At 55.2% G+C, this 12306-nt stretch carries 16 protein-coding genes; all 16 read right to left on the bottom strand.

All coding sequences use genetic code 11. The features are described 5' to 3' along the window. Positions 1-58: 58 nt before the first annotated feature. The 16 genes from sucD to ftsY all read right to left on the bottom strand — a co-directional run bounded on the left by sucD (position 59) and on the right by ftsY (position 12305). Positions 59-961 (bottom strand): succinate--CoA ligase subunit alpha, encoded by a 903-nt coding sequence (gene sucD / locus ACTVDO_RS07300; protein WP_015374401.1) that lies wholly within the window; start codon positions 959-961, stop codon positions 59-61. Positions 962-978: 17 nt separating this feature from the next. Continuing rightward, a complete protein-coding gene (gene sucC / locus ACTVDO_RS07295) occupies positions 979-2139 on the bottom strand; it encodes an ADP-forming succinate--CoA ligase subunit beta (RefSeq protein ID WP_020959335.1) in 1161 nt (386 codons plus the stop codon). A 118-nt stretch (positions 2140-2257) separates the two neighbouring features. After that, complete coding sequence (locus ACTVDO_RS07290; RefSeq protein ID WP_020959334.1) at positions 2258-2542, bottom strand: EscU/YscU/HrcU family type III secretion system export apparatus switch protein; 285 nt, start codon at positions 2540-2542, stop codon at positions 2258-2260. Further along, positions 2539-4092, bottom strand: coding sequence for a flagellar hook-length control protein FliK (locus tag ACTVDO_RS07285; protein WP_442901275.1), 1554 nt, complete (start codon positions 4090-4092; stop codon positions 2539-2541). The genes ACTVDO_RS07290 and ACTVDO_RS07285 overlap by 4 nt, the downstream gene beginning before the upstream one ends. A 48-nt stretch (positions 4093-4140) precedes the next feature. Continuing rightward, on the bottom strand, positions 4141-4920 hold the full coding sequence (locus ACTVDO_RS07280; protein WP_020959332.1) for a ribonuclease HII: 780 nt from the start codon (positions 4918-4920) through the stop codon (positions 4141-4143). 76 nt (positions 4921-4996) lie between these two features. After that, positions 4997-5863, bottom strand: a complete 867-nt coding sequence (ylqF, locus tag ACTVDO_RS07275; protein ID WP_041267740.1) for a ribosome biogenesis GTPase YlqF — start codon at positions 5861-5863, stop codon at positions 4997-4999. 12 nt (positions 5864-5875) lie between these two features. Further along, positions 5876-6427, bottom strand: a complete 552-nt coding sequence (gene lepB, locus ACTVDO_RS07270) for a signal peptidase I (RefSeq protein ID WP_020959330.1) — start codon at positions 6425-6427, stop codon at positions 5876-5878. Between the two features lie 107 nt (positions 6428-6534). Continuing rightward, positions 6535-6885 carry a 50S ribosomal protein L19 gene (rplS, locus tag ACTVDO_RS07265; RefSeq protein WP_020959329.1) on the bottom strand — a complete coding sequence of 117 codons (351 nt, stop codon included), beginning with the start codon at positions 6883-6885 and terminating at the stop codon, positions 6535-6537. A 136-nt stretch (positions 6886-7021) separates the two neighbouring features. Further along, complete coding sequence (gene trmD / locus ACTVDO_RS07260) at positions 7022-7783, bottom strand: tRNA (guanosine(37)-N1)-methyltransferase TrmD (RefSeq protein ID WP_200865288.1); 762 nt, start codon at positions 7781-7783, stop codon at positions 7022-7024. Continuing rightward, complete coding sequence (rimM, locus tag ACTVDO_RS07255) at positions 7783-8301, bottom strand: ribosome maturation factor RimM (protein WP_020959327.1); 519 nt, start codon at positions 8299-8301, stop codon at positions 7783-7785. Before rimM ends, trmD begins: the two co-directional genes overlap by 1 nt. A gap of 14 nt (positions 8302-8315) precedes the next feature. Then, positions 8316-8702 (bottom strand): YlqD family protein, encoded by a 387-nt coding sequence (locus tag ACTVDO_RS07250; protein ID WP_020959326.1) that lies wholly within the window; start codon positions 8700-8702, stop codon positions 8316-8318. 97 nt (positions 8703-8799) lie between these two features. Continuing rightward, a complete protein-coding gene (locus ACTVDO_RS07245; protein ID WP_020959325.1) occupies positions 8800-9036 on the bottom strand; it encodes a KH domain-containing protein in 237 nt (78 codons plus the stop codon). An 11-nt stretch (positions 9037-9047) separates the two neighbouring features. Continuing rightward, positions 9048-9320 carry a 30S ribosomal protein S16 gene (gene rpsP / locus ACTVDO_RS07240; RefSeq protein WP_020959324.1) on the bottom strand — a complete coding sequence of 91 codons (273 nt, stop codon included), beginning with the start codon at positions 9318-9320 and terminating at the stop codon, positions 9048-9050. A 94-nt stretch (positions 9321-9414) separates the two neighbouring features. Next, positions 9415-10755: a signal recognition particle protein gene (ffh, locus tag ACTVDO_RS07235; protein ID WP_020959323.1), complete on the bottom strand. Its 1341-nt coding sequence runs from the start codon at positions 10753-10755 to the stop codon at positions 9415-9417. A 14-nt stretch (positions 10756-10769) separates the two neighbouring features. After that, a complete protein-coding gene (locus tag ACTVDO_RS07230; RefSeq protein WP_020959322.1) occupies positions 10770-11102 on the bottom strand; it encodes a putative DNA-binding protein in 333 nt (110 codons plus the stop codon). A 213-nt stretch (positions 11103-11315) separates the two neighbouring features. After that, positions 11316-12305, bottom strand: a complete 990-nt coding sequence (gene ftsY / locus ACTVDO_RS07225) for a signal recognition particle-docking protein FtsY (RefSeq protein ID WP_020959321.1) — start codon at positions 12303-12305, stop codon at positions 11316-11318. Position 12306 lies beyond the last annotated feature (1 nt).

The raw sequence follows: 12306 nt of genomic DNA, 5'->3' as shown, positions 1-12306 counted from the left end.
TCTCCTTTCTGCGCCAATGGTAAACAGCACCCCGCACGATAGCGTGCGGGGCTCCGTCTTAATGCGTTTTACATTTTTCGTACAATCCGCGCTCTTTTAGGACGGAAATAAGCGTTTCACCGATGACGGCCGGCGTTTCCGCCACTTTAATGCCGCATTCGGTCATCTTTTTGATTTTTTCCGCCGCCGTGCCTTTGCCGCCGGAAATGATGGCGCCCGCGTGGCCCATCCGTTTGCCCGGAGGCGCCGTCTGTCCGCCGATAAAGCCGACGACCGGCTTCGTCATGTTCGCTTTCACCCATTCGGCCGCTTCTTCTTCCGCCGTGCCGCCGATTTCGCCGATCATAATGACCGCGTACGTCTCCTCGTCTTCGTTAAACGCCTTCAGCACATCGATGAAGTTCGTGCCGTTGACCGGGTCGCCGCCAATGCCGACCGCCGTCGATTGGCCGATGCCGGCTTGCGTCAATTGATGAACCGCTTCATACGTCAGCGTGCCGGAGCGCGAGACGATGCCGACGTGCCCTTTTTTATGGATATAGCCCGGCATAATGCCGATTTTGCACTCTTCCGGCGTAATGACGCCCGGGCAATTCGGGCCGATGAGGCGAGTCTTTTTCCCTTCCATGTACCGCTTCACTTTCACCATATCGAGCACCGGAATGCCTTCGGTGATGCAGACGACAAGATCAAGCCCGGCGTCGACCGCTTCCATAATGGCGTCTGCGGCAAACGCCGGCGGAACGTAAATGACCGAGGCGTTCGCGCCTGTTTTTTCGACCGCTTCGGAAACGGTGTCAAACACCGGCACGCCTTCGACTTCCGTGCCGCCTTTGCCCGGCGTAACACCGCCGACAATATTCGTGCCGTACTCGATCATCTGCTTAGTATGGAACAGCCCTTGCGAACCGGTAATCCCTTGTACGATGACTTTCGTGTCTTTATTGACAAAAACGCTCACATGTCTCCCTCACTTTCTTAACGTACTAGCTCAACAATTTTTTGCGCGCCATCCGCCATCGATTCCGCCGCCGTAATGTTTAAGCCCGATTCTTGCAAAATCTTTTTCCCGAGCTCGACGTTCGTGCCCTCAAGACGGACGACAAGCGGAAGCGTGAGGCCGACTTGCTTCGTCGCTGCGACGATGCCGCTCGCGATGACATCGCATTTCATAATGCCGCCGAAAATGTTGACGAAAATGCCTTTCACGTTCGGGTCCGACAAAATGATTTTGAACGCTTCCGTCACTTTTTCCTCGCTGGCGCCGCCGCCGACATCGAGGAAGTTGGCCGGCTCGCCGCCGTAATATTTGATGATGTCCATCGTCGCCATCGCCAAGCCGGCGCCGTTGACCATGCAGCCGATGTTGCCGTCAAGGGCGATGTAGTTCAAGTCGTATTTCGATGCTTCAACCTCTTTCGGATCTTCTTCGTCCAAATCGCGGTATTCGAGCACGTCCGGGTGGCGGTACAACGCGTTCGAATCAAAGTTCAGCTTCGCGTCAAGCGCCATCACTTTGCCGTCGCCGGTGACGACAAGCGGGTTGATTTCCGCGATCGAGCAGTCTTTGTCGGCAAACACTTGGTACAAGCCCATCATAAATTTGACCGCTTGGTTGACGAGATGCTTCGGAATGTTGATGTTGAAAGCCAATCGGCGCGCTTGGAACGCCTGCAGCCCGACGGCCGGGTCAATGTACTCTTTGAAAATTTTCTCCGGCGTTTTCGCCGCCACTTCCTCAATTTCTGTGCCGCCTTCCTCCGAGCCCATTAAGACGACGCGCGAAGTGGCGCGGTCGACGACAAGGCCGATATAGTATTCTTTTTGAATGTCGCATCCTTCTTCAATCAACAGCCGTTTCACTTCTTTTCCTTCCGGGCCGGTTTGATGGGTGACGAGCACTTTGCCGAGCAATTCACCGGCGTATGCCCGGACTTCCTCGAGGCTTTTCGCCACTTTTACTCCGCCCGCTTTACCGCGCCCCCCGGCATGAATTTGCGCTTTGACAACGCACACAGGTGTGCCGAGCGCTTTTGCCGCTTCCACCGCTTCATCAACTGTGAACGCGACGCGGCCGTTCGGCACGCTTACGCCATAGCTTCGCAAAATTTCTTTTGCCTGGTATTCATGAATGTTCATGCGCCAACCTCCTATGTATGAAACTAAAAAAGTCTTAGCGCTTTCATTTTATACCTAACATTTCACGCTTGTCCACCGTTTCGCCACAAAATTAAGAAATCGGGGAATAGGAAAATATTTACTCATCAGAAGCTGACCCTTTCGCCGCCCGATCAAGCTTGTATAAAAACGCAAACAACTCTGCCACGAGCGCGTACAGCTCCTCCGGAACCGCCTCATTGATCTCCACCTTGCCCAGCAGCTCAACAAGCGTCGGGTCTTTCCGCACCGGCACACCATGCTGCTTAGCGGCGGCGATGATCGCTGCTGCGATCTTTCCGTCTCCTTTCGCTTTTACAACCGGAGCAGCATGAACCGCTGCGTCATAGGACAGGGCGACCGCTTTTTTCCGTTCCTCGCTCATATGCGCCAATCCACCTCGCAATCACGGGCGGCGAACGGCAAAACAGAAGGAGCCGGGGGACCGGCACCAGCCGCTTTCACGTCAATGCCCGACAGCAAATAGCCGTGTGCCTGAAGACGCTCTTTCACCAGCGGGGCAAAGCGATGGGCGAGCTCCGGCAGCCTTGGGTCATCATGAAAAACGGAAATATGGACGATCCGCCGTTGCACGCGCATATCGACCAACATTTCGCCCAGCTCTTCGAGCGTTACGCTGCAAACAATGCGGCTGTAATCGGGATCAAACACCCCCCCATCCTTCCGCCGCCCTTGCCAATAAACCGAAAAATCGCGGTTTTGCCCGCCGAGCGGACAAGGAAAAGAAAGCCAAACATGCCCAAGCGGCCCATCGCTTCCAGCGATGACGACCATTCCGTCAAGACGGTCAAGAAGCACCGCTGCCGCGGCTTTGGCTTCTTTGCCTTCCGCCCCGCTGAGCAGATGAAGAAGCAGCCGTCTCAACGATGAAACCATCGGCAACGAACCCCCTGTTTTCACCGCGCCGGCGAGCATCGCCTCGTCCTCAAGCCCGAGGCGTCCGACGATCCGCCTCAGCCAATGAAACAGCGACAGCGCCGGATCGCCGGCCGCGCGGACAGACATCCACAACTTCGCTTCCGCCTCGGAAAGCGCACCGCTTTTGTAAGCGGCATCGACAGCAACAAAGCGCGCGAAAAACGCTTCCTCATCCGGCAGGCTAAGCAGCTTCCCGACTTCAGCAAACTGCCGCTGCAGCAGCGCCTTCTGAAGGGAGGCCATCCGTTCCGCCGGCAGCGGAACAAGCCCGAGGCGGGAAAGAAGCGCATGAGCCGGCCCCTTCGTTCCTTCTTCCGTCGCCAACAACAGGCGCACCGCTGCCTCGTAGGCGAACAGCGGGGGCGAAAGAAGCCGATCGGCCGCTTGGGTGAACGCGGACGCCATCGGGCTCAAAGAATGGGCGGCAAGCGCCGCTTTCAATCGTCCAAGCTGCGATGCGAGCGGCTCTCCGGTCCGCGCCGCCCACAGCGCGCGAAACATAGCGGAAGACGGCGGGAGGCGGCGGTGAAACAAATAAGCGAGCACTTCCTCAGCCTCGGCCGGCTGGCCGGTTTTCCGCACCGTCGCCGCCAGTTCCGCGGCTTCTTCCTTCGTCAAAGCCGCGCCCGCTTTCAGCGCTTGGCGGAGCACCGGGAGCGCGGCTTCGGGCAGCTTCCATGCCTGCTGCCATCGACGGATCGCATCTTCATAGGGAACGGCAGGCTCCCGCCCGGAAAGCGGGATCGCTTTCCAGTAAACGTTGCCGCCGTTTTCCTTCATTTCAAATAAATACATGCGCCCGGCAGCAAGCGGCGCCTCGAGACGGGCGCGCACGATGTGGCCGCCGGCGCGGACAAGCGCTGTCCGCCCCCCGCCTTCCATTTCTTCGACCTTCTCCACCCGCCCGACAACCGCCTGTCCCGGCCGAAACCGTCCGCTTGATGCCGCATCGCGGGCGGCGGTCACGGGAACGATTCGTTCCATCCGCTCCACCATTTTGCGTCCCCCTTTCATCTCCGATTCGTAATCCAACCGTCAGGCCGGCTAGTTTTCGGCTCCCGCCGCTTCCTTTACCGGCGCAAACGAGCGGCGGTGCTCCGGCGTTATGCCGTAGCGGCGGATCGCCTCAAGATGCTCCGGCGTCCCGTAGCCCATATGGCGGGAAAATCCATACTGCGGATAGCGGCGGTCGAGATCTTTCATCAACCGGTCGCGCGTCACTTTGGCCATGATCGACGCCGCGGCGATCGAAACGCTGTTGGCATCGCCTTTAATCAGGCGGCGCTGCGGCAGCGCGCACGGCACCGCCATCGCGTCAACGAGCAAGTAGTCGGGCGATGGTGAGAGCGCATGCACCGCCTTTGCCATCGCCTGCTTCGTCGCTTCGTAAATATTCCGCTCATCAATTTCCGCCGCACTGACAATGCCGATGCCGACAGCGACCGCGCACGCCTCGATTTGGGCAAACAACGCCTCGCGCTTGGCCGCCGTCAGCCGCTTCGAATCGTCAAGACCAGGCAAATACGCATCAGGCGGCAAAATGACCGCCGCTGCGACGACCGGCCCGGCGAGCGGCCCGCGTCCCGCTTCGTCAATGCCGGCGATCCGTTCGATGCCGGCGGCGTACAGTTCACGCTCATAGCGCATCAGCTCTTCCCAACGCTGCCGCATCGCTTTTTCCCGCTCTTTTTGTTTCATAAAACGAGCAAGCAACGCCCGCACGCTTTTTCGCTCATCGCCCCGCAGCATCTCCCAGCGCGGGTCGTCATCACCGCCAAGCTCCGGGAGCAGCGCTTCAATTTCTTTCACCGTGTACCGTTTCATGCCTCTCTCCCTTTTCTACTTATACTATCGGCCATGTTCAACCTGCTGTGAAGCAAAAAACGCCCGCCGGACGCCATTACGTCCAGGCAGCGGGCGTTTCAAAGCTCAGCCGTCCTAATTTTTCGGTGCGAATGTCGTATAAAACGATGTCAGCCACCTTGTCATAGTCAATGCCGCCGCCCGCCGTCAGGCAGCCGCGACGCCGGCCGATGGCGTCAAACAAGGCGACGATGTCAGCGGGGATGTTGTCGAGACGATAGCGCTCCGACAGCCGTTCCGGGTAATGGACTGACAAAAAGCGGAGCGCATAGACGGCAACATCTTGCAAGTTCAAAATTTCATCTTTAATCGCACCGGTGACCGCGAGCTTGAAGCCGACGTCTTCGTCTTCAAACTTTGGCCATAAAATGCCCGGTGTATCAAGCAGCTCCATTTCTTTGCCGACTTTGATCCATTGTTGGGCTTTCGTCACCCCCGGCTTGTCGCCGGTTTTGGCGATGTGGCGGCCGGCGAGCCGATTGATGAGCGTCGATTTGCCGACGTTTGGAATGCCGACAATGAGAGCTCGCACCGGACGCGGATTTTTAATGCCTTTCGCCCGCATTTTGTCAAACTTCTCTTTTACCATTTCCTTGGCAACAGCGGCGATTTGCCTGACTCCCGTCCCGCTTTGCGCATCGATGGCGATGGCCGTCCGGCCTTGGTCCCGGAAATAGCGAATCCATTGTTCAGTCACAGCCTCATCGGCCATGTCCGCTTTATTGAGCAAAATGAGGCGCGGCTTTTGCCCGAGAATATCGTCAATCATCGGATTGCGTGACGACATGGGCACGCGGGCGTCAAGCAGTTCGAACGCCACATCGATCAGCTTAAGTTTTTCTTGCACTTCCCGTTTCGCTTTCGCCATATGACCGGGAAACCATTGAATCGTCGTCATTGGCATCACCTGCCTTGTTTATTTCGCAATGCGGACGTCATCGAGCGGCCAGTAGACAATATTCGCCTTGCCGACAACTTTCTCCATCGGGATGAAGCCGATATGGCGGCTGTCTTTGCTGAAGCGGCGGTTGTCACCCATGACGAACAAATGCCCTTCCGGCACCGTGCTCCGCCCGGTTAGTTCCGCTAATGTAAACGGTTCGGTCAACGGCCCGTCGGCCACCTGCTTTTTATATTCGTCCAAATACGGTTCTGCATACGGCTTGCCGTTCACATACAGCGTGTCGTTTTTGTACTCGATGCGGTCGCCCGGCAGGCCGATCACCCGCTTAATATAGTCTCTCCCTTCTTCGGCATGAAACACAATAATATCGAAGCGATGCGGCATGCCGATTTTATACGCCAGTTTATTGACGATCATCCGTTCGTGGTTATGTAATGTTGGCATCATTGAATAGCCGTCGACAATAATCGGAGCGAAAATAAAGTAGCGGATGCCCCCGGCCAGCAGAACCGCGACGACAATGGCTTTCAACCACTCGCGCCATTCACTTTTCTTCTGTTCCATCTTTCTCCCACCTAAAATGATAATTTAGCTGCTTCGCCGATGGATAGGATAGTGAAAAAAGGAGCTTGAAAGCAAGCTCCTTTTCCGCTGTGATCCACCGTTGTCCGTTATTGGGCCGTTTTTTCTTTAATGCGCGCCGCTTTGCCGCGAAGTGCACGCAAGTAGTACAATTTCGCGCGGCGGACTTTCCCGCGGCGGATAACTTCCAATTTCGCGATTTTCGGCGTATGCACCGGGAACGTGCGCTCAACGCCGACGCCGTAAGACACTTTGCGAACCGTGAACGTTTCGCTGATGCCTGCTCCGCGCCGTTTGATGACGACACCTTCAAACACTTGGATGCGTTCGCGGTTGCCTTCCACAACTTTTACGTGGACGCGCACCGTGTCGCCCGGGCGGAAATCCGGCAAATCGGTTCGCAATTGTTCTTTCGTAATTTCTTGGATTAAATGATGCATCATTTTCCACTCCTTCCACAGATGTTCATGCCAATGCGTCTCATTCATTGCAGCGGAACATCGTTTTCCGTCCTTAAGCGGACTGCTTCAGTCACACAAAAGATATGATAGCATAAACGCCAGGCGCAGGCAATAGTTATTCGCATTGAAGGTCGCTGTTTTCCTTTTCGCGTTCATGTTCCCACTCTTTCAGCCACTGCTTTTGCTTCTCGGTGAGCGGATAGTCGGCGAGCAAATCCGGACGGCGCATAAACGTGCGCCGGAGCGATTCTTTCTCGCGCCATTCAGCGATAAGCTGGTGGTTGCCGGAAAGCAAAATGTCCGGCACTTTCATACCGCGAAAATCGGCCGGTCTTGTGTATTGCGGATACTCCAGCAAACCGGAACTGAACGAGTCGTCCACCGGCGACGCTTCGTTGCCGAGCACGCCGGGAAGCAACCGGACAACGCTGTCGACGATGACCATGGCGCCGAGCTCGCCGCCCGTTAAAATGTAATCGCCGATCGAAATTTCATCGGTCGCCAAATATTGGCGGATGCGCTCGTCATAGCCTTCATAATGGCCGCAAATAAGCACCAAATGCTCTTCTTTGGCGAGCTCTTCCGCCTTTTTTTGCGTATAGCGCTCACCTTGCGGGCAAAGCAAGATGATGCGCGCACGAGGCGACCCGGCCGTCACGTGTTCCACGGCATCGAAAATCGGCTGCGGCTTCAGCACCATGCCGGCTCCTCCACCGTACGGATAATCGTCAACGGTTTTATGTTTGTTATCGGCAAACTCACGGAAGTCAACAAGCCCGATTTGAACAGCCTTTTTTTCTTGCGCCTTTTTTAAAATGGATTCGCCAAGCACGCCGGAAAACATGTCGGGAAACAAGGTCAAAATATCGATCCGCATCATTCAAGCAGCCCTTTCATCGGCCGGATGATGATCATGTTGTGCTCCGGATCGACGCGAAGAACGACTTCATCAATGTACGGAATGAGCGCATCGGTGCCGTCATCGCGGCGGACGACCCAAACGTCGTTTGCCCCCGGCGTTAAAATTTCCCTGACTGCACCGACTGTCCTGCCTTCTTCCGTCACGACCGTACAGCCGATAATTTCATGGAAATAATACTCGCCTTCACCTAGTTCACCGAGCTGGCTTTCCGGCACTTTCAGCATCGCCCCTTTAAACGGCTCGACGTCGTTAATGCTGTCGTAGCCTTCAAACGACAGCAAGTCAAATGATTTATGGGGGCGATGGCTTTTCACGGTCACTTCGATCGGCTCGCTGTCACGTTCACGGAAAATGTACAGCTTGTTTCCTTTTTTGTACCGCTCTTCCGGAAAATCGGTGCGGGAAATGACGCGCACTTCGCCGCGAATGCCGTGCGTATTGACGATTTTGCCGACGTTAAACCATCGTTCCATCCCTTTCTCCCTCCTTAGCGAATCTCTTTCACGACGCCATCTTCAACGATAATGGCGCGCGTTTTCGTCACCTCTTCCCAGCGGTCGCCGACGTTCACCTCAATGAGCGCCTCAACTTCCCGCTCTTTCAATTCACTTCCTAACGGTAGCATATGTAATTGTTCAAGCTGAAACTCAAGCAGCTTGATTTTCTCCATCCGGTCGTCGATTTCGTTAGCAAAATATTGCTTCACGAGACTAGGCGGGTATTTCCCGCTTTTCTCCATCCGCTTTTGCTCGAAACGAAGCTGGTCGCACTCGCGCTCCAACTGCTGCTTGCGCGCCGTAAATGCCGCTGCAAGCGTCTGTTTGCTCCGCTCGGTGACAATTTGCCTCACCTCAACCGTTTGAATGAGCTTCATCCTCATCCCCCTTTACATCGGTTCGTCACCGGCTTTTCCTCGCTTCCGCCGGCAAACACAGATTGACGGCCATACCAAAAAAGGGAGAGGAACATCCTCACCCTTTTTCTTTCACTTGCACGATCACCCGCTTGGGCGATCCGGCGGCGGCGGCATAGACGACCGTGCGGATCGCATGAATCGTCCGCCCTTGTTTGCCGATCACTTTGCCGACATCCTCGCCGTGCACCGACAGTTCATAGATGATGGCCGTCTTTTCCTCGCGGGTTTCAACCGCTACCGCCTCCGGATGGTCGACAAGCGCCTTCACGATCGTTTCAATGAGCGGTTTCATGTGCATCCCGCTTATTTGCCGTATTTCAAGTTATGGAACTTCTCTAAAACGCCTTGTTTCGACAGCAAGCTGCGCACCGTATCAGACGGTTTGGCACCGTTTTGCAGCCATTTGAGCGCCAATTCTTCATCGATTTTGATTTCGGCCGGCTGGGCGACCGGGTTGTACGTGCCGATCGTCTCGATGAAACGGCCGTCGCGCGGCGAGCGGGAATCCGCCACAACGATGCGGTAGAACGGGTTTTTCTTTGCGCCCATACGTTTTAAACGAATTTTTACTGCCATAGTTTGTACGCACCTCCGTATAGTGTTCACACAAGATAGTATATTAGCAATTCTTTTGTCGTTTGTAAAGGTTTTTCGCTTAACAGAGCAGCATTTACATAAATGGGAAGCGAAATCCTTTTTTCTTCCCTTTTGGCATATTCGTCATCATCTTCATCATCTTTTTCATGTCGTCAAATTGCTTGAGCAGGCGGTTCACATCTTGCACGGTCGTGCCGCTTCCTTTGGCGATCCGTTTTTTCCGGCTGCCGTTGATGATTTCCGGATGCATTTTCTCTTCTTTTGTCATCGAGCGGATGATCGCTTCAACGCGGGCGATTTGCTTTTCATCAACTTGAACATTGCTGAGCCCCTTGATTTTATTCGCCCCCGGCAGCATTTTTAAAATTTCGTCAAGCGGGCCAAGCTTACGCACTTGGCCGAGCTGCTCCAAAAAGTCGTCGAACGTAAACGTTGCCGTGCGCATTTTTTGCTCGAGCTCTTTCGCCTTTTCCTCGTCGACGGCCGCCTGCGCTTTTTCAATGAGCGTCAAGACATCGCCCATCCCTAAAATGCGCGACGCCATCCGCTCCGGATGAAACGGCTCCAAGGCGTCAAGTTTTTCACCCATCCCGGCGAACTTGATCGGCGCCCCTGTCACTGCGCGAATCGACAGCGCCGCCCCACCGCGCGTATCGCCGTCGAGCTTCGTTAAAATGACGCCGGTAATGCCGAGCTGTTCATGGAAACTTTGCGCCACATTGACCGCATCTTGCCCGGTCATGGCGTCGACAACAAGGAAAATTTCATCCGGCTTGACCGCTTCTTTCATTTGTTTCAGTTCATCCATGAGCGCCTCATCGATGTGAAGGCGGCCGGCTGTGTCGATGAGCACATAGTCGTAATGCTCTTCTTTCGCCCGCTCAAGCGCCTGTTTGGCGATCTCGACCGGGTTGGCGTGCTCCCCTAGCGAAAAGACGGGGACGTTCAGCTGTTTGCCGAGCGTCTCAAGCTGCTTGATCGCCGCCGGGCGGTAAACGTCGGCAGCCACGAGCAACGGCTTCCGGTTGTGTCGCTTGCGCAACAAGTTGGCGAGCTTCCCGGTCGTTGTCGTCTTCCCCGCCCCTTGCAGCCCGACCATCATGACGACGGTCGGCGGCTTCTTGGCGACGGCAATTTTGCTCTGTTCGCCGCCCATCAATGACGTCAGTTCTTCCTTGACGACTTTGATCACCTGCTGGCCGGGGGTTAGGCTTTTCATCACGTCCTGCCCGACGGCCCGCTCGCTTACCCGTTTAACAAAATCTTTCACTACTTTAAAGTTGACGTCGGCCTCAAGTAAAGCGAGGCGCACTTCGCGCATCATCTCTTTTACGTCAGCCTCGGTCACTTTTCCTTTGCCACGGATGCGGTTCATCACCTGCTGCAAACGTTCGGACAATCCTTCAAACGCCATAGCGGTCACCCCCCTTAATCGAGCTCATCAAGCTCGTTCACTAGCGCCGCCAATTCGGCGTCAGCGCCATAATGCCGGCTGATGTAGTCTTTCAACCGCTCGATGATCTGCCGCCGCTGTTCATATTTTTGCAGCAGTCTGAGCTTCTCTTCATACTGTTCGAGCATCGCTTCCGTGCGCCGGATATTATCGTACACCGCCTGGCGGCTCACTTCATATTGTTCGGCAATTTCCCCGAGGGAGTAGTCGTCCAAGTAGTACAGTGCCATATAATTGCGCTGTTTCGGCGTCAGCAGCGCGTGATAAAAATCGTACAAATAGTTCATGCGCATCGTTTTTTCCAGCACCGGACGCTCCCTCCTTCATTGTTAAGTAAAATCCCTTTACAAAAGTGAGTGTACTTTGTTTCCGGTCTCTTGTCAAGATGAGGCCGATTTTTCTCAACCCATAAAAGCAAGGCTGGGGGCGCGATTGACCGCCAGCCTGACGGAAAAGCGCGGATGCGGGCCACGCCGATGCCGCATGAGCCGTTAAACGGCATGCGGTTGACCGACTAGCCGTTATTGTTCGTCGAACAAGCCGGCAAATAGCCCGTATACATATTTTTCCGGATCGAACGGCTGTAAATCGTCCATCTTTTCGCCGAGGCCGACAAATTTCACCGGGATGGCAAGCTCGTTGCGAATGGCGAGCACGATGCCGCCTTTTGCCGTTCCGTCGAGCTTTGTCAACACGATGCCGGTCACATCGGTCGCTTCTTTAAACAGCTTCGCCTGGCTCATCGCATTTTGCCCGGTCGTCGCATCAAGCACAAGCAACACTTCATGCGGAGCACCCGGGATTTCGCGGCTGATGACGCGCTTTACTTTTTCAAGCTCTTTCATTAAGTTCACTTTGTTTTGCAGCCGTCCGGCTGTATCACATAACAGCACGTCGACACCGCGCGCTTTTGCCGCCTGAATGGCGTCGTACATGACCGCTGCGGGATCAGAGCCGGCCGCCTGCTTAATGACATCGACCCCGACGCGCTCGCCCCATACTTCCAACTGCTCAATCGCTCCAGCACGGAACGTGTCGCCTGCGGCCAAGAGCACCGATTTTCCTTCCGATTTCAGCTTGTGCGCCAGTTTTCCGATCGTCGTCGTCTTGCCGACGCCGTTGACGCCGACGAACAAAATGACGGTCAGTCCGCCCTCTTGCATATTGACAGCAGTCAACTCCCTGTCGCCGGCGCCGGCGCGATAAAGATCGACAAGCTTTTCGGCGATGACATCGCGCATTTGCGCCGAATCTTGAATGTTGCGGCGCTTTACTTCCATTTTCAACTCGTCAACCAGTTCCATGACGGTCGCCACGCCGACGTCAGCGGCAATTAAAATTTCCTCAAGCTCTTCAAAAAATTCTTCATCGACTTTCCGGTAGCGGGCGATGAGGTCGTTCACCTTCCCCGCAAGCGAATCGCGCGTTTTTGACAACCCTTCCTTAAACTTTTCGGTCACAGAGTCCGCTTGTTTCGTCCACTTTTCTTTCAACTTTTGAAAAAAGCCCATA

This window comes from Geobacillus sp. BK01 (genome assembly GCF_052220245.1).
Classification (GTDB): Bacteria; Bacillota; Bacilli; order Bacillales; family Anoxybacillaceae; genus Geobacillus.
This window is presented reverse-complemented; position numbering and strand designations above follow the sequence as displayed.